Source organism: Pseudomonas lijiangensis, assembly GCF_018968705.1.
Taxonomy (GTDB): domain Bacteria; phylum Pseudomonadota; class Gammaproteobacteria; order Pseudomonadales; family Pseudomonadaceae; genus Aquipseudomonas; species Aquipseudomonas lijiangensis.
In genome coordinates this window covers 4,708,969-4,730,509 of sequence record NZ_CP076668.1, presented here as the reverse complement: position 1 = coordinate 4,730,509, position 21,541 = coordinate 4,708,969, and the positions used below count along the sequence as shown (strand labels likewise).

The following is a 21,541-nucleotide window of genomic DNA, read 5'->3' as shown; positions in this document are numbered from 1 at the left end:
ATCTACAACCTCTCGATCAATCGCCGTCGTTGGCGTTGAAGCCCAACTGAATACCCAGAGCCTTGGCCAGTTCGCCTTCATGCAGGCGGTGAACCACGTTCAGGCTGTCGTAAAAACCGTTGAGCTGCTGACGGCCTGCGTCGCTGGCCAGCAGGTCGGCCAGTGGCGGCTTGAGTTCCGACAGCAGTTTGCGGCTGGCAGCGTAGGCTGCGTCGATCTTGTCGGCCAGCGGTTTCTGCTCGGCGGGCAACAAACTGCGCAGGCCTTTGTTATCCACACCGGCCCAGACGGTTTGCGCGCTGATCAGGCTGGCTTCAAGGCTGCTCAGCGAGGACTTGCTGCGCCAGGAGTCTGCCTGGAAGGGTTGCGGCTGGCCCTTGGTCTGGCGACCCAGTGGCGTGCCCAGTTTTTTCTTCAGGCTGTCCAGAGCCGTGACCTGTACGCGCAGCACTTCGGCAATGGCTTCGTGGGAGTCGGCGTAACGGGTGTTGGGGAACTTGCTCAGTTGCGCGAGCATGCCGTCGTTGCTGTTCCAGCGGCTGAGGATTTCTTCGGCCAGGATCTTCTGGCGCTCACCGATTGCCATCAGCAACGGGCAGTAACGGGCTTTCTGTTCGGCGTTGGCCATGTCGATCTCGGCATCGAACAGGATGTATTCATAGGCCGACAGCCCCTGAACCACGACGCTGGCCTTGGACAGTTCTTCGGCAGTGATCTGCGGCTGAGCGCTAACCAGTTGCTCGACCTGACGTCCGACCAGATTCTTCTTGTCCGGCCAGAACTGTACCTGCCAGGCGCGATTGCCCTCAGCCAGTGGCCCGATCAGCAAAGGCTGCAACTCGGCCCAGGTTTTCTGGGCTTTGAGGAAGTCGGCGCGTGCGCTTTCCAGATCGGTCTTGCCCTGGCAGAAGGCAACTGCGCTGCTGGCCAGTTGGCGATCGGCTTCGACCCAGCGGCTGTAGGTCGGCAGGATCACCTGTTTGGCAATGGCGGCAGACGTCACGGCTTGAGGATCCGATGGCGCGCAGGCGCCCAGAGCCAGGGCCGCGAGGCTGGTGAACAACAACTTGGGTCGGAACATCTGTCCGGCTCCTTCTTGAAAAGGGAATGCTTATAACGAATTCAGGAACGCCAACAGCGCCGCACGCTGGTCGGCATCAAAGGCCAGGACCTGTCGCTGTGCGGCCTGGGCTTCGCCACCGTGCCACAGTATCGCCTCCATCACGTTGCGAGCGCGACCATCATGTAGAAATTGTGTGTGGCCGTTGACTGTCTCTGTCAGGCCCAGACCCCAGAGTGGCGGTGTCCGCCACTCGCGGCCACTGGCCTGGAACTCGGTCCTGTTGTCGGCCAGGCCTTCGCCCATATCGTGCAGCAACAGGTCGCTGTAGGGGCGAATCACCTGATTGGCCAGTTCGGGTTCTGCGGCATCGGCGCGAGTGGTGAATTGCGGAGTATGGCATTGCTGGCAACCGGCCTTGAAGAACAGGTTCTTGCCCGCCAGCACTTGCGGATCATCCACGTTGCGACGGGCCGGGACAGCCAGATTGCGGGTATAGAATTCAACCAGCCGCAAAATGTTGTCGCTGACCTCGGGTTCGCCGTCGGGGCCGTTGCCGTTCGGTGCATCGCGGCAATCCGTTTGCGCCTGGGTGCAGTCATCAACGGGTTTAAGGCGGGTGGTCAGGCCCATATCGCCCGAAAACGCATGGGCATTCTGTTGGTTGAGCGTGGGTTGCCCGGCTTTCCAGCCGAAGCGTCCCATGACGACCTTTTGCTGCGCATCGTCCCAGACCCAGTTGGGGCGTCCGGAAACGCCACTGCCATTCTTGTCGTCGGGATCGGCATTGGCCAGGATCGCCGCCTCGGGAATCGCCTCAAGCAGCCCGAGGCCGATCATGGGCGGTGCGATACGCGCCGACGCATGGGTGTAAGGGTGCATGGGGCCGTAACCCAGTTGGGTGATGCGCAAGGTCGGCTGGCGCAACTCGACAGTGGTGCCGTCACGAAAGCGTATGGTCAGCGGATCGTACTCGACCCGTACCTTGCCTTCCGGTGCAACACCGGGGATCGACATGTCCTGAAGCTGCCCGCCATACGTCGGTTCGGGCACCACGCCGTTGCGCTTGATGACCTCGGCGTACGCCGCGCTGTCCGGAATCGAGAGCCTTACCAGCATCGACACGGCGTTGCTGTCACCGGGCTCGGGCGGATGACCGCGACCGTCCTTGATATGGCAGCTCTGGCAGGCATTGGTATTGAACAGCGGGCCCAGCCCGTCACGGGCGGTGGTGGTCGACGGGGCAATGACCCACGGGTTGCGGAAGAAACTGTTGCCGACACTGAAGTCCAGCCTGCGCACTGGCGAGAGGTTGGCCGATGGCATGGAAAAGGCATTCTGGTCGCTTTTCCTGACCGTGGCCGATCCACCGGAAAGAGCCTCCCCCGGTTCTGCCTGAGTGAAGCGCGGCGCGTCATCGCACGCGGTCAGGACCAGAGTCGATAAAAAAACGAGGGACAGGCGCAGCGGCATACTCATAACGAATTCTGTAACGAGCTGAAAAGCAGGGCGAGCAAGCTTATCAGCCTCATGGGTCTGGAATAGGAAAAGTTACCGTTTACTCGGGCTGAGGCAACGTGTTGTTACTAATTTACGGGTTGTGCGGTTCTGCGAGGATGTCTTTGGTGTGCACAGAAAAATGCCAGTCAGAAAACCTGACTGGCATTCGGTAGTGCAGGCCTGGAGCCTCGGTTACATCGCTGATCAGAACTCGTGATCGGCGTTGTCCGGGTTCAGGTCGGTGATGCCCAGTTTGCCAGCGGCCTGCTCGATGGCGCCGGTCTGTTTGACCAGTGCTCCAATGGCGTCACGCACCACTTGATTGCCGGCGGTGTTGCCCGCTGCGATCAACTGGTCGAAGTGCTCGCCCTTGTTGGCGTGGTCGACGATCACTTGCAGCTTGGCCTGGGTGTCGTCCAGGTCGGCGCGCAGGGTGGCGTCGGTGGCCGGGTCAACCTTGGCGACCAGGGACGAGATGCTTGGACCGCTGATCTTGCTGCCGTCGGTACGGGTGTATTCACCCAGGTAGACGTTGCGGATGCCTTTGCCGTTGTAGAAGTGCGAGTTGTGCGTGTTGTCGCTGAAGCAGTCGTGCTCGTCTTCGCTGGAGTTGGCTTCCAGTGCCACTTTCATGCGCTCGCCGGCCAGTTCGCCCAAAGACAGGCTGCCCATGCCGAACAGCATTTTGCGCAGGCCGCTTTCGCCGGTTTCTGCTTCCAGGGAAGCGCGATAGTTGTCGGCTACACCGGGTTTCCAGTTGGCCGACATTTCTTCCAGGTCGGTGACCAGCAGTTCGGTCACGGCCTTGAGGTAGGCGCGGCGACGGTCGTTGTGGCCGCCGGTTGCACCGGCACCTTCCAGGTAGTCGCTGGCAGGACGTGCGCCGGCGCCTGGGCCGGTGCCGTTCAGGTCCTGGCCCCACAGCAGGAATTCGATGGCGTGGTAGCCGGTGGCGACGTTGGCCTCGGAACCGCCCAGCTCATTGAGGCTGGCGAGTTTCTCGGGGGTGATGTCCTTGACGTCGACCTTGTCTTCGCCGACCTGGATTTCAGTGTTGGCGATGATGTTGGCGGTCGCGCCCGGGTTGCCCAGCGCGTGCTGGTAATCCTTGGCCACGTAGTCGATCAGGCCTTCGTCCAGGGGCCAGGCGTTAACCTGACCTTCCCAGTCGTCGATGATGGTGTTGCCGAAGCGGAAGACTTCGCTCTGCATGTAAGGCACGCGGGCGGCAACCCAGGCATCACGAGCAGCCTTGAGGGTCTGGTCGTTCGGTGCGGCAAGGAAAGCATCGACAGCGGTCTGCAGCTTCTTGGCGCCGTTTTCGGCATCACTGAACACGGCGAAGACAATGTTGGTGTAATTGGCGACCACGGCCTTGGCGGCGGCGTCATCGGTCTGGGTTGCAGCTGCTGAAGCAGGTGCGGCAGGCGCTGCTGCCGGAGTCACAGGAGCCGCAGCAGGAGCGGGGGCTGCTGCCTTGTCCTTGCCTTCGCCACAACCGGCGAGGGAAATAGCTATGGCCAGCAGACTAGCTGTTGCCAGAGGCATACGAATCATGACGAATTCCTGCGTCTAGGGGATTTATGGCGCCGGGCGCCCAGAAAAACTGCGACATAATGCGAAAGATTTGCATTCGGTGTAAAGGCATAACGCCCTTAAAGTCGTGAACGAGCATTCGACGACATGTAACTGTCGGTTTCAAGACACCTGATGGGGCCCCCAAGAACCCGTAGGAGCGAATTCATTCGCGAGACGTCATTGAAGGCGATACGTATTCTTCGGATGTACGGGCCTCTCGCGAATAAATTCGCTCCCACTCAGGTCAACGCCACGTTTTGTGTAATGGGAACGAACCCCGCGGCGCTCCGCTTAGTCGCGAAATACGCACGGCGCAATTTTTACAACACTTCAGCCTGGCTACGCTGCGCCTGTTTCAGGTAAGGCAGGATGTCACGACCGGGCAGGGGTTTGCTGTACAGGTAGCCCTGACCTTCATGACAGCCTTCGGAAATGATGTAGGCCTCCTGTTCGCTGGTCTCCACACCTTCGGCAATGACCTGCATGCCGAGGCTTTTACCCAACTGGATAATGGCGCGCACAATGGTCGCGTCGTCATCGTCGTCGAGCAGGTCCTGCACGAAGCTCTTGTCGATCTTGATCTTGTCCAGCGGCAGGCTCTTGAGATAACTCAGGGACGAATAGCCGGTGCCGAAGTCATCGATGGCGATCAGCGCGCCTGAGCGGCGCAGGCTGAGCAAGTGCTGGGCGGCGGTGTCGATGTCTTCCATCAGGCCGGTTTCGGTGACTTCCAGCTCCAGGCTGCGAGGCGGCAGGCGGTAGATCTGCAACAGGTTGTTGACCACACGGGGCAGTTCCGAGTGGTGAAGTTGCACGGTGGACAGGTTGACCGCCATGCGCAGTTCGGTGAACCCCTGGTCGTGCCATTCCCGCAACTGGCGACAGGCCTGATCGAGCACCCATTCACCGATGGCGATGATGGTGCCGTTCTGCTCGGCCAGCGGAATGAAGACATCGGGCGGCACCAGACCGTGCTCGGGATGCTGCCAGCGGATCAACGCCTCGACGCCCATCACCCGATGGTCGCGATAGCTGATCTGTGGCTGATAGACCAGATACAGCTGGCCCCTGGGCAGGGCTTCGCGCAGGTCTTTTTCCAGTTCGCGACGACGGCGCATTTCGCTGTCGACACTGGCGATATAGAACTGATAGCGGTTGCGCGAACGTGTCTTGGCCAGGGTCATGGTCTGTTCGGCTTTTTGCAGCAGCTTCTCGGTGCTGTCGCCGTCTTCAGGGAACAGGGTGATGCCGATGGTTGCGCGCAGGCGGATTTCGTGAAGATCCAGGGCGAACGGTGCCTCAAGGTCATCCAGAACATTCTGCGCCAGTTCCGCGGCTTCATAAGGCTGTTCGATATCGGCCTGAACCAGAGCGAACTGGTCGCCACCCAGGCGCGCCAGAGCACCCAGTCGCCCGCTATGAGCACGCAGCCGGTCTGCCAGGGCCAGAAGCAACTGGTCGCCGGTCTGATAACTGAACTGCTCGTTGATGCCTTTGAAATCATCAAGGCCGACACACAGCACCGCGACACGACGTTGCAGGCGTCCGGCATCTACCAGAATCTTGTCCAGTTGCGTCTGTAATTGCAGGCGATTGGGCAGACCGGTCAGGAAGTCGTACTGGGCCATGCGCTGCAGGCTGTTTTCCGCCTCGTGGCGCAGGTGGGTATTGCGCTCGATGGAGGCCAGCAACTGGTTGGCGGTGTTGACCCAGATACCCAGCTCGTTCTTTTCATGACCCTTGAGCAGCGGCAGCAGGTGCTCGCTTGGGCGGTCCGGGTTGATGCTGGTCAGGTGCTCGATGATTCTGGACAGCGGCTTGGTCAGCAGCCAGTGATAGACCAGATACAACACCAGACCCATGGCCAGGGCACGCAATACCCCGGAAACGAAAATGATCACCGCATTGATGATGAAGCTCTCGCCATAGTTGGCGGTATCCAGCGTGATGCGCAGGTCGCCGTAGTATTCGCTGTAGGGGCTACGACCGACCAGTTGGGTCGTGAAACTGCGTTCCTGGCCGAGAACGATGTCTGTCAGCCAGCGGGTAGGCGTGGATTTCAGGGGACGCTCTTTTTCCGCGAGCAGCGTTTCGTTCGGATGGCCGATGGACGCCATGCGCACGGAGTCATCCTGGAACAGACCTTCGATGACCTGCATGCCCATTTCCCGGTCCAGGCTGTACACCGCCTGAGTCGACGGGTCACGGAACATGTCCAGGATACGTCCTGCATCACTGGCCACGTTCTGGTGGGTCTTGTAGGCATCGTAGACAATTTGTGCGCAACTCAAGACAACGCCCACGAGCAGCGCTGAAAGCAGTACTACGCGCAACAACTTAACCGACAAGCTGTGTTTGAGTTCCAGCTTCAAATGGTCATTCCTTAATTCGTGCCGGGAGCGTGCAACCCTGCACCCATCGAAAAACCAGCTATGTCAGCCCTGTGACGAGTGTGCGCTCATCAGGCTGATTTCTGCTTCCTTTGTCCTGCCTGTGCGTAGCGTTGGATCCAGGCAACTCTACTATGTCGGGCAAGTATGCATGGAACTTGAGTATGACTCTGTAAATACAAGAAGTAATATTAGTATGCTATTGCCTTCTGGCAACATGTAAACCGGCAGTATCAGGTTGGCAGTTGGATGCCCCCGCTGGCACGAAGCGGGGGAAGAAAGCCGATCCAGAGCGCCTATCCAGAAACTCAGGTCAATTGTTGTACGACTTCGAGGAAGGCCTGGCGGAATGCCTGCATTTCGGCTTCAGTCCCGATGCTGACTCGCACCCAAGTCGGCCAGACGTCCCATTTCCTGCCAATCAGAATATTGCGTTTGGCCAATCCCTCAATGACTTTCTCAGCCTCATGGCCGGTATCGATCATGAAGCAATTGGCCTGGGAAGGCGTGCAGGTGAATCCATGACTTGCGAGAAAGGCACGGGTTTCTTCGCGTACACGGGTATTGAGTTGCTTGCGCTGTCTTACCAGGTCAGGGTCTTCAAGACTGGCCATACCGCCCATTGCGGCAGGCAGCGGGACGAAATTGTTGCCGCCCCAAACTTCTATTTTCTCCAGCAGTTCGGGATGGCCTACCGCCAGACCCAGCCTGGCTCCTGCCATGCCATAGAGCTTGGAGAAGGTGCGCAGGACCAGAACATCCTTGCGCCTGGCTGCCAGCGGAACAAGGCTGGCGGCATCCGAGAAGTGAATGTACGCCTCATCGATCAGCACCACCGAACCTTCGGGTTTGGCGAGTATGGCTTTTTCTATCTGCTGGTGTGGTGTCACGGTCCCGGTGGGGTTGTTGGGGTTGCAGATGTAAATCAGGCCGGGTGTCTTGTCGGCTTTCAGCATGGCCTCAAGATCATGTGCCCCGTCAGGTAGCAGGGGTACTTCATGAAAGGCGACCTGCTGACTGTTAGCCGCTTCGATGGGCGCATCATAGGAAGGTGTCGCGAGAGCCAGGCTGCGGTGCTCATCGGTAAAGGCCGCAATGGCGTACTGCAAGGGTTCACGCGAGCCGCTGTAGGCATGCACGTAATCACTGGGTATCTGATTCTGCCTGGCAAACAGCTCGATCAGTTTCAATTGCGCGCCGTAGTGATAGCGTCCTGTCGAGGCTGCACCAGCCTGCATCTTTTCAAGTGCAAGGGGAGAAGGGCCTAAATGGCTTTCATTGAAGTCGAGATGAATCCTGTCATTGCCGGCAGGATGCTTGGTTGCGGGAGCGGCTGAACTGATTCGCGGGAGCGCCAGGCTTGTGCAGGCCAGGGCAGAGAGGGTAACGAAAGAACGACGGCTGACCGATGACATGGAGTAAGTCCCTTGTTGGTTGCGAACGTCTGCACTCGTAATGGCGTATTAGTGGTGCGCATGCCTTGAGTGACGGGGTCTTCGTTGATGGAAACGATAGCAAGCGAAGGATATTTACCGGCGGGATTCGGGAGGGCGGACAGGGTCGGCGCTGGAGAGCGCAGGATTTCTTTTTAAATCAAAGGACTGAATGGCACACAATAAAAAACCCGGCATGGCCGGGTTTTTTTGTAAACAGCAGGAATCAGGCAGCGTATTGCTTGGCCACGAAGTCCCAGTTCACCAGGTTCCAGAACGCTTCGACGTACTTCGGACGCAGGTTGCGGTAGTCGATGTAGTAAGCGTGTTCCCAGACGTCGCAGGTCAGCAGCGGGGTGTCGCCGCTGGTCAGCGGGTTGCCTGCACCGATGGTGCTGGCCAGAGCCAGGGAGCCGTCAGCTTTCTTCACCAGCCAGCCCCAGCCGGAACCGAAAGTGCCGATGGCGGTTTTGCTGAACTCTTCCTTGAATTTCTCGAAGGAACCGAATGCAGCGGTGATGGCATCGGCCAGAGCGCCGGTTGGTTCGCCGCCGCCGTTTGGCGACAGGCATTCCCAGTAGAAAGTGTGGTTCCAGACCTGAGCGGCGTTGTTGAAGATACCGCCCGAAGAAGTCTTGATGATTTCTTCCAGAGTCTTGCCTTCGAACTCGGTGCCTGGCACCAGGTTGTTCAGGTTCACGACATAGGTGTTGTGGTGCTTGTCGTGGTGGTATTCCAGTGTCTCAGCAGTAAGGTGTGGCACCAGAGCGTCTTTTGCATAGGGCAGAGGTGGCAATTCAAAAGCCATGGTTCATCTCCTTATCAAGTCGATTGCGGGAATCGCAAGGCCGATCACGGGCGGCCGTATACAGCATGCACCGGGAGTTTTTACTCTTTTGCGGCGCAGACCCCGGATCATAGCACCGGCCTTTCGGCATAACCACGCAACAAGTGTGTGGGATAAAGGTTCCAGAGCCGTTGCGTCCATTTATCACGTAAAAGCAAAAGCCTTTCAGTCAGCCCTGAGCAATTGTGCCGCCACACTGAACATCATCACGGCCACCATCAGGTCGAGCATTCGCCACGTAGCCGGGCGTGCCAGCCATGGGGCGAGCCAGGCCGCGCCGATTGCAAGGGTCGAGAACCACAGAAACGAAGCGCTGGCGGCACCGGCGACATAGGCGCCCGGTGCGCTTTGCTGCGCGCCCAGCGAGCCGATCAGCAGCACCGTGTCGAGATAGACATGGGGATTGAGCAGCGTGACAGCCAGAGCACTGAGCAATACCGCGCGGCGTGACCTCTGGCCAGCGGTTGCGTCTTGCTCAAGGCTTTGGCGCGAGCAGGCGCGACGCAGTGCCTGTATGCCGTACCAGGTCAGGAAGATCACGCCGCCCCAGCGTGCGACTGCCAGCAGGGTCGGGTTCTGCACCAGGACATTGGCCAGGCCGAAAACCCCTACAGCGACGAGAATCGCATCGCAGAGAATACACAGCATCGCCACCGGCACGTGGTGTTCGCGTCTCAGCCCTTGTGCCAGGACAAAAGCATTCTGTGCACCGATGGCCATGATCAGGCCGCCCGCGACCAACAGGCCGTTGAAATAACTTTGCCACATGAAATGAATTCCGCAATGCCGAGAAGAGGTAGCGATTGTCTGGCCTTGGGGTGTATAAGAAAAACCAATATTCCTGATTCCTCATTAGGAAAACTGATGTTCGATTACAAGTTACTGTCAGCCCTGGCGGCTGTCATTGAACAGGCCGGTTTTGAGCGTGCCGCTCAGGTATTGGGGTTGTCCCAGTCGGCCGTCTCGCAACGCATCAAGTTGCTTGAAGCGCGCATTGGCCAGCCGGTGCTGGTGCGGGCCACGCCACCCACGCCTACCGATATCGGCAGGCGCCTGCTCAACCACGTTCAACAGGTGCGTCTGCTGGAGCGTGACCTGCAAGGCCTGGTGCCTGCGCTGGACGAAAATGGCCTGCCTGAACGGCTGCGCATCGCGATCAATGCCGACAGCCTGGCAACCTGGTGGGCGCCGACGGTAGGGGCCTTCTGTGCCGAGCAGCGGCTGTTGCTGGATCTGGTGGTCGAGGATCAGGACGTGGGTCTCAAGCGCATGCGTGCCGGTGAAGTGGCCGCCTGCCTGTGTGGCAGCGAGCGACCGGTAGCCGGCGCCCGTAGCCAGTTGCTGGGTGCCATGCGCTATCGTGCGCTGGCCAGCCCGGCGTTCATCGAACGGTATTTCGCCGAAGGCGTCAGCCCTGAAAAGCTGATGCGTTCAGCGGCCCTGGTGTTTGGCCCCGATGACTTTCTACAGCATCGCTACCTTGCCCTGCTTGGGTGCGAGGGCGGTTTCGAGCATCATCTGTGCCCTTCGTCCGAAGGGTTTGTGCGGATGATAGAGGCTGGCGTCGGCTGGGGGCTGGTGCCCGAGTTGCAGGTGCAGACGCAATTGCAGCAAGGCTCGCTGCGCGAACTCGTGCCTGAACGCTACATCGATGTGCCCTTGTATTGGCACCACTGGCGCAATGGCGGTCAATTGTTGACCCGCCTCACTGAGAATCTGGTGCGGCAGGCGAGCAAGTGGCTGGTGCCCCTGAACGACAAGTGAGCGTCAGTGCAGACATATGAAATGTGGGAGCGGTAAATGAAGATTCTGGTCACCGGCGCAAGCGGCTTCATCGGCGGACGCTTTGCGCGTTTTGCTCTTGAGCAGGGCATGAGCGTGCGTATCAATGGCCGTCGGGCCACAGGTGTCGAGCATCTGGTACGGCGCGGGGCCGAGTTCATCCAGGGTGATCTGTCGGACCCGGAGCTGGTCAAGGCCTTGTGTCATGACGTGGAGGCCGTTGTGCATTGCGCCGGTGCGGTCGGTTTGTGGGGCACTCGCCAGGATTTCGTCCAGGGCAACGTGCAGCTCACCGAAAACATTGTCGAGGCCTGCCTGAAACAAAGAGTGCGAAGGCTTGTCCATCTTTCGTCGCCGTCGATCTATTTCGACGGACGTTCGCACCGCGACATCAAGGAAGAGCAAGTGCCCCGGCGCTTGCACAATCACTACGCCAGCACCAAGTACCTGGCCGAGCAAAAGGTATTTGGCGCCGAAGAGTTCGGGCTTGAAGTCATCGCCTTGCGGCCCCGTTTTGTCACGGGTGCGGGCGACACCAGCATTTTCCCGCGCCTGCTGCACATGCAGCGCAAGAAGCGTCTGGCAATCGTGGGCAACGGGTTGAACGTGGTGGACTTCACCAGCATGCAGAACCTCAACGAGGCAATGCTGAGCAGTCTGTTGGCGAGCGGTGCAGCATTGGGCAAGGCTTACAACATCAGCAATGGTGCGCCGGTCCCGCTGTGGGATGCCATCAACTATGTGATGCGTCAGATGCAGTTGCCGCAGGTCACGCGCTATCGCTCATACCGGTTGGCGTATACCGCCGCGGCCATCAACGAAGCTGCATGCCTGTTGTGGCCGGGTCGACCTGAACCCACGCTGTCGAGGTTGGGCATGCAGGTCATGAACAAGGATTTCACGCTTGATATCAGCCGGGCCAGGCATTATCTGGACTACCAGCCCAGAGTCAGCCTCTGGACTGCTCTGGATGAGTTCTGTGGCTGGTGGTCGGCCCAGCAGGGTGGTTCGCGCTGAAACGGCAACAGAGCCCGGTTATACTGCGCAACTTTGGTTTCAACCGTTTCTTTTAAAGGGTTACCCATGCGTAACGATCCATACGACGACGTCGATGACGTTCCGAACCTCAGCGCCAAGGACGACGATGACGATGATTTCGTCCCGACCAAGGGCGCTCGTGAACGCACGACCGTGCACTCGCGCACCACGCCGGTGGTCAAGGTCAAAGGGCCGAGCACCGGTCCGCTCTGGGCTTTGGTGGGCGCCTTGTTCATTGCGTTCTGTGGTCTGGGCTGGTGGAGCTTCCAGCAGGTTTCCCTGATGGAACAGCAACTGGTCGCCACCCAGGAAAGCTTTGCCCGCATCAGCGAGGAAGCAGCTGGTCGCCTGCAGGATATTTCCGGCAAGGTGGTCGCGACCGAATCCCTGAGCAGCGATGGCGAAGCCCTCAAGCAGCGCATCAAGCTTCTTGAGGCGCAACTGGAAGATCAGGACAAGCAACGCGCAGGTGTCGAAGGGCAGCAAACCAGCCTGGACAAGCGTCTGGAGCAGATATCCACACAGGCTGCGCAGCAACAGCATGACAATGCGCAGTTGCAGGAACAGCTCAAGAACGTTGCCATTGAACTGACTGCCATCAAGACTGCATTGCCGGACCTGAAAGCCGCCCAGAGCGATCAGGCCAGGCTGGATGCTCAGCTCAAGAGCCTGAGTGCCGATGTGGCGACCCTGAAAAAACAGGGCAACCCTTCTGCGGCCATCGAGCGTCTTGAACAGGACCTTGTTGTGCTCAAGAGCGAACAGGAAAACCGCCCGGCACCTTCTGCCAGCGGCAACACCGCCGAGTTCGATGCCTTTCGTGCTCAGGTGACCCGCAATATCAACACGCTGACCAGCCAGATCCAGACGCTGTCGCAGCAGATCAACGCCAGCCGATAACATCCACAGGCCCGCGACAACTTCGTCGCGGGTCTGGTCAACTCCGTTACCTTGATACAGAGACATTCGCTTGAACAGGCGAATGGCATCGTGCTGTGCACGTTTTTTAATGTGCTGAATTCAAGTGAAAAAATATCTAACGCAATAAATAAATATAGCAAATATCTGTTTACAACTATTACTGTGGAGGTGTGGTTTTAAAAGGATTTTCAATCATGAAAGGAATCATAAAGTATGAAAAACGTAGAAGATGAAGCCGTTCCTGCTGTCGAGGACAGTGCCGAAAGTTACAGTGAAGTTCTTGATGTAAAGACGAATCCTGCCAGACTGGCAAGTCTGGAGCTAAAATCTTCGGTTGGAGTAAAGCAACCCAAAAGTGTCAAACCGCCTGCCAAGCCTCCCAAGTTTCCGTCAAAGGCGCAACAACCTCCGGCCAAGCCACCCGTCAAGCCGGTGCAGCCACCCAAACCTCCGGTCAAACCGGTGCAACCACCGAAGCCACCGGTCAAGCCTGTGCTGCCTGTCAAACCGAAACCTGAAAGGCCTGCAGGTCCTCCCGTACCGCCCAAACCTGTGGCGAGTGGCTCGGCACCGACCATGGGTGTTCCAGCCCTGCCTCCAGCGCCTTCACGGCCATCGCGTCTGGAAACAGTATTGAGCGTCACCAATACGGCAACAGGGGTTCTGCAACTGGTTCATCCGCTCAATAGCGTATTCAATTCCAACGGGACCGTTACTTATCCCAATGGTGATATTGCCAATGAGCAGGAGCAGACCGTCACTCAGCCTGACGGCACCGTGCACAAGGTGGACGGTACTATCGTGCATGCCGATGGAACTATCCAATATCCGGATGGCAGTTATCTATATGCAGATGGTACGTGGTTGTTAAAGGATGGTTCGGTGAAGTACCCGGATGGTCGATGGATGTTGGCCGATGGCACGATCACTGATGCAGAGGGGAATGTGCAGGGTACCGCTGAAGTTGGTAAGTGATTAATCTGCATTAATGCATAACCCCTGACACTTTCGGGTCAGGGGTTATGGCGCTTGTTGCTGTTAAAGACGCGGATAGTCGATATAACCGACCGGGCTCTTGCTGTAGAAGGTTTCAGGATTGGCCGGGTTCAGCGGTGCATCCTTTTCCAGGCGTTCCACCAGATCCGGGTTGGCGATATAAGGCACGCCGAAAGCGATGGCATCGGCCTTGCCCGCTGCAAGCCAAGCATTGCCGCTGGCCTTGGTGAATCTCTCGTTGGCGATGTAAACGCCGCCAAAGGCTTTCTTCAGTTGCGGCCCGAGGCTGTCGTCCGCGTCTTTCTCCCGGGAGCACAGGAATGCGATGCCGCGCTTGCCCAGTTCAGTCGCTACATAGCCAAAGGTTTCGGCCAGGTTGTCGTCGCCCATGTCATGCAGGTCGGCGCGTGGTGCCAGGTGCACACCGACACGGCCCGGGCCCCAGATTTCGATGATTGCGTCGGTGACTTCCAGCAACAGACGGGCACGGTTTTCCAGAGTGCCGCCGTATTGGTCGTTGCGCTGGTTGGTGCTGGTCTGCAGGAACTGATCGATCAGGTAACCGTTGGCAGCATGCAGCTCCACGCCATCGAAACCGGCTGCCTTGGCGTTTTCTGCGCCGGTCCGATAGGCCTCGATCACATCACCGATTTCCGCCAGCTCCAGCGCGCGGGGTGTCACGAAGTCGGACTTTGGACGCAGCAGGCTCACATGGCCGGCTGGCTTGATTGCGCTCGGTGCTACAGGTGTTTCGTCGTTCAGGTACGAAGGGTGGGAAATACGCCCTACGTGCCACAGTTGCATGACAATGCGGCCACCGGCGCCATGTACCGCCTTGGTGATATTGCTCCAGCCGCGAACCTGATCGTTGGACCAGATACCCGGTGTATCCGGGTAGCCAACGCCCATCGGCGTGACCGAAGTGGCTTCGCTGATGATCAGGCCTGCCGAGGCGCGCTGTACGTAGTACTCGGCCATCATCGCATTCGGTACACGGCCTTCGTCGGCGCGGCAGCGCGTCAGTGGCGCCATGATGATGCGGTTAGGCAGTTGCAGATCGCCCACGGTGATCGGGTCAAAGATAGTTGTCATGCGTCGAACCCTCTTAAATGATCAGTTGGTAGCAGGAGCCAGATCGGGATTGGCGGTCTGGCGGAAAGTAATCAGGGTGACCAGCAGTGCAATCACGGCCAGCGCGGCTGCGGCCAGTGGCACGCTGGTCAGGCCAAGGCCATGAGCGATGACACTGCCGCCGACCCACGCGCCCAGCGCATTGCCGACGTTGAAGGCGCCGATATTCAGGGTCGACACCAGATTCGGTGCGGCCTTGCCGAAGGTCACGACATTGATCTGCAAGGCAGGCACTGCGGCAAAGGCAGCTACCGCCCAGAGGAAGAGGGTGATTTCAGCCGGGATCAGCACCGCGCTGCTCCAGCTCAGGATGGTGGAAATCACAGCCATGGCGATGAACACGCCAATCAGCGTGGTCGGGATGCTGCGGTCAGCCATCTTGCCGCCCAGGACGTTGCCCGCTGTCAGGCCCAGGCCGATCAACAGCAAGGTCCAGGTCACGCCGTTTGGCGACACGCCAGTAACCTCGCCCAGCAACGGCGCGACGTAAGTGAATAGTGTGAATACCGACGCGGAGAACATCGCGGTCATGCTCAACGACAGCCAGATACCGGCGCCCTTGAGTGCGGCCAGTTCGGCACGCATATCGAGTTTTTCTTCCTCGCGGTTACCCGGCAGGAAGCGCACCAGGCCGATGAAGGCAATGATGCCGATCACGGTCACCGCCCAGAAGGTCGAACGCCAGCCGGCGTACTGACCCAGCGCAGTACCCAGTGGCACGCCCAGCACGTTGGCCAGGGTCAGGCCGGTAAACATCAGGGCCACTGCAGAAGCGCGGCGGTTGGCCGGAACCAGTCCCGCAGCAACCACTGAACCAATCCCGAAGAATGCGCCATGGCACAGTGCAGTGACCACACGAGCGAACATCAGCACGTTGTAGTCGCTGGCCAGGGCACAGAGCAGGTTACCGATGATGAAAATCCCCATCAGCGTGACCAGTGCGGCCTTGCGCGGCAATTTGGCAGTGGCCAGAGCCATGAAGGGAGCACCGATGGCGACCCCGAGGGCATAACCGGTCACCAGCCAGCCGGCACCGGGGATCGAAACACCCAGATCGGCGGCGACATTGGGCAGCAGGCCCATGATGACGAATTCGGTGGTGCCGATGGCAAAGGCGCTCAGGGCCAGAATAAGTAAGGGAAAGGGCACGCGGCGTCTCCTCTGGGAATGGGGCGTCAAGGCTGGTTGTTCAGTTCTTGCACCAGGGCTTTAACGAAGGCTTCGATGACTTCTTCATTGCGTCTGAAGAAATGCCATTGCCCGACCTTTTTGCTGCTGATCAGGCCTGCGCGTTGCAGGGTGGCAAGGTGGGCTGAAACCGTGGATTGCGACAGGCCCGCACGTTGATCGATCTGACCGGCGCATACGCCGTGCTCGATGGAGTGTTCCTGATTCGGAAAGCAGGCGCGTGGATCCTTGAGCCAGGTCAGGATCTCGCGGCGCAAGGGGTGCGCCAGGGCTTTTATTATTTCGTCGAGGTCGATGGTCATGTCGTTCTCAATTAACGGTATATCGCGATGGAACGAACCTTATATCCGTATTTCGCGATATACAAATATGAAATTGCACTAAGCACAGGATGAATTGGTATATCGGGTTATAACGATATGTGGACCGACACCCCAAAAGCGGCGTAGGCTTTGCTCCATGAATTACCTCGCACACCTTCATCTTGGCGGCCAGCGGCCTGCCCAATTGCTCGGCAGCCTGTATGGCGATTTCGTCAAAGGGCCTTTGCCGGGGCGTTTTCCTGCGGAGCTTGAAGCTTCGATCCGCCTGCATCGCAGCATCGATTCTTTCACCGACAACCATCCACTGATCAAGGATGCGATAGCGCGCTTTCCGGCGCAGCGGCGGCGTTATGCGGGGATCATGCTGGATGTCTTTTTCGATCATTGCCTGGCCCGGGACTGGCATCGCTATGCCGATATCCCGCTGGAAACCTTTACCCGCAAGGTCTACAGCGCATTGGCCGCCGAGCGCCAGTTGCCCGAGCGGCTGGCCCTGATCGCGCCACGCATGGCTGCTCAGGACTGGCTGGGTTCGTATCGGGAATTCGAGGTGCTGGAGCAAGTGCTGCTCGGGATTTCCAGGCGTCTGTCACGGCCTGAAGGATTGGTCGGCGCCATGCAGGAATTGCAGGCGCTGTACCAACCCTTGAGTGCGGATTTCGACGAGTTCTATCCGCTGCTGCAGGATTTCGCTCAAGCGGCCCTGGCAGGACGCGACACCGCTTCGCTCGGCTGATCGACTTCACCAAACAGCGCCACCTGAACAGCCTGCTGCGCTCGAAACGCGAGAGCAGCACGTTCCTGGCCGGCAGTGGGGATCGGCTCCAGCAGATGAATATGTACATCGCCCTGATCGTTGGCGAACAGGCGGCGCAGGTGTGAAAGCAGATCGTCATCGCCGATGAAAGGCGCAATCGGGTCCGGCTTGCCGTCACGTGTGTAGGCAATCGCCACCGGCTGCAGGGCCACACCTGTTTCGATGGCGCTGGACAGCAGGCGACCGTGGAAGGTGCGCAGGGCGCGGCCATCGGTGGTGGTGCCTTCCGGGAAAATCACCAATGGCGTGCCGTGTTGCAGATGGCTGCCCATCTGCCGCTGGATCAGGCGGCTGTCGCCCGAGCCGCGACGAATGAACAGGGTGCCAGCTTTGAGCGCCAGCCAGCCCGCCACCGGCCAGGTCCGTACTTCGGCCTTGGACAGAAACGACAGCGGAGCGAGCATGCCCAACAGAGGAATATCCGTCCAGGACACATGGTTGCTGACCCACAGCATCGGCTGAGTCGGCAGCTTGCCGCTGACAGTGACACGAAAGGGCAGGGCGTTGGTCAGGCGAGCCATGAACCAACGGGTCCAGCGTTGTCGGCGCTCCATGGAACGGCCGACTTTCAGACGCTCCAGCACGGCAAAGGCTGCGGCAATCACCAGGCCGGCAGCAATCACCAGCAACACCCTGGCAACACGCGCATGACTGCGCATGCGGCTCATCACACGGCTGCCTTGAAGTGACGGGCATAGCGCGGGCACAGCTCGTCGCGCTTGAGCAGGATGAATACATCGGCGACCTGGAAGTCCTCATCCCAGCAAGGCTCGCCACAGATCTTCGCACCCAGGCGCATGTAGGCCTTGAGCAGGGGAGGCATCTCGCAGATCACGTTGTTCGGAATGTCGAGTGTCGGCAGCGGGTTCTTGGGTTCGGCCCGCAGGTTTTCGGTGCACAGATAACGTTCGCGCAAACGCTGCATGATCGCGTGAGCCTGAATGCCGCCGTCCTGCATCGGAATACTGGCGCAGCCCATCAGGTAGCTGTAACCGCCTTCGTTGAGGACTTCCGCCAGTTCGCTCCACAACACGGCGATGGTGCCGCCGTTGCGATAGGCCGGGTCAACGCAGGTACGGCCCAGCTCCAGAATCGGGCCTTGCAGATGAAGCAGGCCGTGCAGGCTGAATTCTTCTTCGCTGTAGAAACGGCCCAAAGAACTGGCGGCCTTGTGATCGAGCAAACGGGTGGTTGCCACCAGGCGACCGGTATTGAGATCGCGAACACCGATATGCGAGCAGTGAACATCGTAGTCATCGATATCCAGTCCTTGTTCAGCGCCTTTTAGGCGGGCGTTGAACTCTTCGCTGAACACGCTGAAACGCAACGCCTGAGCTTCCTGCAGGGCGTGTGCTCCGATCAGGCGCTCGGCCTGAAGACGACGGTCAGAAGTGTTGTCACGGATGCGGGCTATCTGGGTCATACCAAGTCTCCATGAGCCAGCCATGCAAGTGCGGCCGGTTGACTGAATTGTCCAAGCGCTTTGCTGTACGTGCAGGCTAGGGACCGGTCGTGTCATGGGCATGAAGCTTTGGTGATGGTTGTGTGACGGGGCGCTGGATGATGTTCAGGCAAGGTGCAAAAAAACCTGTAGGAGGCAGCTTGCTGGCGAAAAGGCCTGAAAGCCGACAGATATTCTGTGGCTGTATGTGAAGTCAGTCGCCAGCAAGCTGCCTCCCACAAAGTGATTTATTGACCTTGATTAATCGGCATTACCCCTGATGGGCTTCCCGGTTCTGTCATGAATCCCTGCTAATGTTGCCCGGTTATCCTCCAGAGACTCTGGCCATGGCCCGTCGTTTTGTTCGCTTGTGCCTGTTGTGTTTGCTGAGCCTGAATGTCTTCCCGGCCCTTGCCGAAGACTGGCCGAATGAGCAATGGAGCGTTGAGCCTGCCAGGCCGACAACCGCTCTCAAGGCGCTTGAGGGCTACGCTTTTCCGCCTCGCGACGATACGACCCGCGCAGGCATTCGCAGTGATGCCTTGCTGGTGATTCGCGACGGTCGCGTCGTTTATGAACGCTATGCCGGAGTCACCACGGCCCAGACACCGCACCTGACCTGGTCGATCAGCAAGAGCGTGTTGGCCACGGTGCTGGGTGTGGCATTCGGCGAAGGGCGTTTTCAATTGAATGATCCTGTCGCGAAGTTCTACAGCCCGTTCAAGGCGCATCCGGACATCACCCTCGAGGATCTCCTGCATTGGGCCTCGGGCCTCGACTGGCAGGAAGACTATGAATACGCGCCGCTCAACTCGTCGGTCGTAGCCATGCTCTATACCCGCGGTCGTGATGACATGGCTCACTTCACCGCCAGCCATGGCGTTGCCAGCGTGGCGGGCACGTCTTACCGGTATTCCAGCGGCGACAGCAATGTTCTGTCGGCTGCACTCAAAGGCATGGTGGGCGAACAGGCTTACAAGGATTACCCATGGACCGCGCTGTTCGATCCGCTGGGCATTGGCAGTGCCGTATGGGAAACCGATGGCAGCGGCACCTTCGTCGGGTCTTCCTACACCTACATGACTGCACGTGATCTGGCGCGTATCGGCCTGTTGATGCAGCGTGGCGGGCGCTGGCAACAGAAACAGTTATTGCCCTCGGCATGGGTGGATTTCGTCTTGAAGCCCTTCAAGGGTGAAAACGTGCTGGCCAGTGCTGAAGTGCCAGGCGGGCATTGGTGGCTCAATCGCACCCATGACGGCGGCGCAGGCCCGTGGCCCGATGCACCGCCGGATACCTTCGCGGCCCTCGGTCATTGGGGACAGGCGCTGTACGTGATTCCTAGTGAAGGGCTGGTGATCGTGCGCTACGCCGATGACCGCGACGGCAGCTATGACCACAACCGGATGCTCAAACTGCTGCGAGCAGCCTTCGGCAAGGAGAGCGGGCAATGAGCGCACGCCGAATGTTTATCCTGCGTCGTCCTTTTTCCAGCCTGCTCTTGCTGGTCCTCGTCGTGGTCGCCGTGCTGGCCTGGCAGTACCGTGTCGCCTTGCAGGCGTTCCCCACCATCATCAGTGCCTACACGGCCAAGGAGTATTGTTCGTGCCGTTATGTGATGAACAACCCTGCCGAGTACTGCCGCAGTTACGTGAAGCAATACATTCCCGCCATCCTGACGGACGACCCTGTCGCCAGGTCGGTCAGTGCCAGCGGCCTGGGGCGCAGCAGCGTTGCAGCATGGCAGGGCTCGCGCCAAGGATGCCGTTTGCTGCCTGAGGAACCCTGACAGACGAACCGAGTGGTTTGCCAGCGGTCTGACAGGCGGATAAGGTTGTCCTCGAATGAGCATTCGGAGTTTTCATGCCCAAGCTGCTGGCCCGCGCCACTCCCGCTACCGCTGTCTTGATCTTCCAGGCACGCTGACGTGGCGGGAGCGATCTTTCCATGGCGCCCGGACAATCACTTTCAACTGCTGATTGATGGCCCGACGTTCTTCCCGCGCATGATCGCCGCCATCGACCGTGCCGAGCAGCAGGTCGATCTGGAGTTGTATCTGGTGGAAGCGGGAGCCTGCGCCGATGCCATCGTTCAAGCCCTGGCCAATGCCGCACGGCGCGGTGTGATCGTGCGCTGCCTGTTTGACGACTTCGGTTCCAAGGCTTTCGACGCCGGTTTGCGCAGGCAACTGATCGATGCCGGTGTGATCCTGCGCTTCTACAACCCCATCCATTGGCGGCGGGGGATCCGCAACTTCTATCGTGACCATCGCAAGGTGCTGGTGGTGGATAAAGCGTTGGCGGTGGTAGGCGGTACGGGCGTCACGGATGAGTTCTGGGAGCCGGAACAGACCGCCAGCCAGTGGCATGAAGTGATGGTGGAAATCACCGGCCCACTGGTGATCGACTGGCAGGCACTGTTCGACCGTCAGTTCCACGCCAACACCCATCGCACGGCCTGGCGTCCCATTGAAGATTTCGGCCTCAGGCACCTGCCAAGAGTCCCTGATTCCGGGCAGGGTTTTGGTCGTGTTGCCTACGCCGATGCGCGTCAGCATCGCGATATCGTGCAGTCTCTGGTGCGTGCCCTGAATAGCGGGCAGAAGCGTATCTGGCTGGCGACGCCGTATTTCCTGCCCACCTGGAAAGTCCGTCGCTCACTGCGCAAGGCGGCTTTGCGGGGCGTCGATGTGCGCCTGCTTCTCACCGGCCCGCGCACCGATCACCCTTCGGTGCGTTACGCCGGGCATCGCTACTATCCGCGTCTGCTCAGGGCCGGAGTGAAAATCTTCGAGTACCGACCGCGCTTCCTGCACCTGAAAATGGTGCTGATCGATGACTGGGTCAGCATTGGCTCCTGCAATTTCGATCACTGGAACCTGCGCTTCAACCTTGAGGCCAACCTTGAAGCCATCGACCCGTCCTTGACTCGTGATGTGGTAGCCAGCTTTGAAAAGGACTTTGCCTTGAGCGCCAACATCACCCTGGCCGACTGGAAGGCCCGGCCTTTGTGGCGCAGGGTCAAGCAGAGGCTTTGGGGGTGGATTGACCGGTTGGTGGTCAATCTGCTGGATCGGCGGGGTTGATTGCCATTGCA

The 21,541-nt window shown here is 59.1% G+C and carries 20 protein-coding genes; 8 read left to right on the top strand and 12 right to left on the bottom strand.

Annotated features, from left to right (window positions below; all coding sequences use genetic code 11):
* Positions 1-16 precede the first annotated feature (16 nt).
* The 7 genes from KQP88_RS19725 to KQP88_RS19695 all read right to left on the bottom strand — a co-directional run bounded on the left by KQP88_RS19725 (position 17) and on the right by KQP88_RS19695 (position 9,576).
* Entirely contained in the window at positions 17-1,081 is a 1,065-nt protein-coding gene (locus tag KQP88_RS19725) for an imelysin family protein (protein ID WP_200995588.1), read from the bottom strand.
* A 30-nt stretch (positions 1,082-1,111) separates the two neighbouring features.
* Positions 1,112-2,539 (bottom strand): di-heme oxidoreductase family protein, encoded by a 1,428-nt coding sequence (locus KQP88_RS19720; protein WP_216703977.1) that lies wholly within the window; start codon positions 2,537-2,539, stop codon positions 1,112-1,114.
* 225 nt (positions 2,540-2,764) lie between these two features.
* The gene (locus KQP88_RS19715; protein ID WP_200995591.1) at positions 2,765-4,117 is read right to left on the bottom strand and encodes an imelysin family protein; all 1,353 of its coding nucleotides are present in this window, start codon (positions 4,115-4,117) and stop codon (positions 2,765-2,767) included.
* A gap of 341 nt (positions 4,118-4,458) precedes the next feature.
* Positions 4,459-6,510 carry a putative bifunctional diguanylate cyclase/phosphodiesterase gene (locus tag KQP88_RS19710; RefSeq protein ID WP_216703976.1) on the bottom strand — a complete coding sequence of 684 codons (2,052 nt, stop codon included), beginning with the start codon at positions 6,508-6,510 and terminating at the stop codon, positions 4,459-4,461.
* 326 nt (positions 6,511-6,836) lie between these two features.
* Positions 6,837-7,943, bottom strand: coding sequence for a pyoverdine biosynthesis transaminase PtaA (ptaA, locus tag KQP88_RS19705; RefSeq protein ID WP_216703975.1), 1,107 nt, complete (start codon positions 7,941-7,943; stop codon positions 6,837-6,839).
* Between the two features lie 244 nt (positions 7,944-8,187).
* On the bottom strand, positions 8,188-8,769 hold the full coding sequence (locus KQP88_RS19700) for a superoxide dismutase (protein WP_025261672.1): 582 nt from the start codon (positions 8,767-8,769) through the stop codon (positions 8,188-8,190).
* A gap of 204 nt (positions 8,770-8,973) precedes the next feature.
* Positions 8,974-9,576, bottom strand: coding sequence for a LysE/ArgO family amino acid transporter (locus tag KQP88_RS19695; protein ID WP_216703974.1), 603 nt, complete (start codon positions 9,574-9,576; stop codon positions 8,974-8,976).
* A 96-nt stretch (positions 9,577-9,672) separates the two neighbouring features.
* On the opposite strand from KQP88_RS19695, the gene KQP88_RS19690 reads away from it, so the two are divergent.
* The 4 genes from KQP88_RS19690 (at position 9,673) to KQP88_RS19675 (ending at position 13,524) form a co-directional block, all read left to right on the top strand.
* The gene (locus tag KQP88_RS19690; RefSeq protein WP_216703973.1) at positions 9,673-10,572 is read left to right on the top strand and encodes a LysR family transcriptional regulator ArgP; all 900 of its coding nucleotides are present in this window, start codon (positions 9,673-9,675) and stop codon (positions 10,570-10,572) included.
* A gap of 36 nt (positions 10,573-10,608) precedes the next feature.
* Positions 10,609-11,607: an NAD-dependent epimerase/dehydratase family protein gene (locus KQP88_RS19685; RefSeq protein ID WP_216703972.1), complete on the top strand. Its 999-nt coding sequence runs from the start codon at positions 10,609-10,611 to the stop codon at positions 11,605-11,607.
* Between the two features lie 66 nt (positions 11,608-11,673).
* The gene (locus tag KQP88_RS19680) at positions 11,674-12,528 is read left to right on the top strand and encodes an ATPase (RefSeq protein ID WP_216703971.1); all 855 of its coding nucleotides are present in this window, start codon (positions 11,674-11,676) and stop codon (positions 12,526-12,528) included.
* A 234-nt stretch (positions 12,529-12,762) separates the two neighbouring features.
* Entirely contained in the window at positions 12,763-13,524 is a 762-nt protein-coding gene (locus tag KQP88_RS19675) for a hypothetical protein (protein ID WP_216703970.1), read from the top strand.
* Positions 13,525-13,587: 63 nt separating this feature from the next.
* Here KQP88_RS19675 and KQP88_RS19670 read toward each other — a convergent pair whose 3' ends face one another.
* Genes KQP88_RS19670 through KQP88_RS19660 form a run of 3 tightly spaced genes read right to left on the bottom strand, consistent with a single transcriptional unit; the run spans position 13,588 to position 16,166 of the window.
* Positions 13,588-14,637: an alkene reductase gene (locus tag KQP88_RS19670; protein WP_216703969.1), complete on the bottom strand. Its 1,050-nt coding sequence runs from the start codon at positions 14,635-14,637 to the stop codon at positions 13,588-13,590.
* Positions 14,638-14,658: 21 nt separating this feature from the next.
* Positions 14,659-15,825, bottom strand: a complete 1,167-nt coding sequence (locus KQP88_RS19665; RefSeq protein ID WP_216703968.1) for an MFS transporter — start codon at positions 15,823-15,825, stop codon at positions 14,659-14,661.
* Positions 15,826-15,851: 26 nt separating this feature from the next.
* A complete protein-coding gene (locus tag KQP88_RS19660) occupies positions 15,852-16,166 on the bottom strand; it encodes an ArsR/SmtB family transcription factor (protein WP_200995609.1) in 315 nt (104 codons plus the stop codon).
* Positions 16,167-16,323: 157 nt separating this feature from the next.
* Here KQP88_RS19660 and KQP88_RS19655 point away from each other — a divergent pair, with 157 nt between their 5' ends.
* Complete coding sequence (locus tag KQP88_RS19655; RefSeq protein WP_216703967.1) at positions 16,324-16,923, top strand: acyl carrier protein phosphodiesterase; 600 nt, start codon at positions 16,324-16,326, stop codon at positions 16,921-16,923.
* On the opposite strand, the gene KQP88_RS19650 is transcribed toward KQP88_RS19655, so the two are convergent.
* Positions 16,881-17,672, bottom strand: coding sequence for a lysophospholipid acyltransferase family protein (locus tag KQP88_RS19650; RefSeq protein ID WP_216703966.1), 792 nt, complete (start codon positions 17,670-17,672; stop codon positions 16,881-16,883). The genes KQP88_RS19655 and KQP88_RS19650 overlap by 43 nt on opposite strands.
* Entirely contained in the window at positions 17,672-18,427 is a 756-nt protein-coding gene (olsB, locus tag KQP88_RS19645) for an L-ornithine N(alpha)-acyltransferase (protein ID WP_216703965.1), read from the bottom strand. The genes KQP88_RS19650 and olsB overlap by 1 nt, the downstream gene beginning before the upstream one ends.
* A gap of 365 nt (positions 18,428-18,792) precedes the next feature.
* Here olsB and KQP88_RS19640 point away from each other — a divergent pair, with 365 nt between their 5' ends.
* From KQP88_RS19640 to KQP88_RS19630, 3 genes are all read left to right on the top strand, one after another.
* On the top strand, positions 18,793-19,899 hold the full coding sequence (locus KQP88_RS19640) for a serine hydrolase domain-containing protein (RefSeq protein WP_216703964.1): 1,107 nt from the start codon (positions 18,793-18,795) through the stop codon (positions 19,897-19,899).
* Complete coding sequence (locus tag KQP88_RS19635) at positions 19,896-20,234, top strand: amidase (RefSeq protein ID WP_216703963.1); 339 nt, start codon at positions 19,896-19,898, stop codon at positions 20,232-20,234. Before KQP88_RS19640 ends, KQP88_RS19635 begins: the two co-directional genes overlap by 4 nt.
* Positions 20,235-20,372: 138 nt before the next feature.
* Positions 20,373-21,530 (top strand): phospholipase D-like domain-containing protein, encoded by a 1,158-nt coding sequence (locus tag KQP88_RS19630; protein WP_216703962.1) that lies wholly within the window; start codon positions 20,373-20,375, stop codon positions 21,528-21,530.
* Positions 21,531-21,541: the final 11 nt, after the last annotated feature.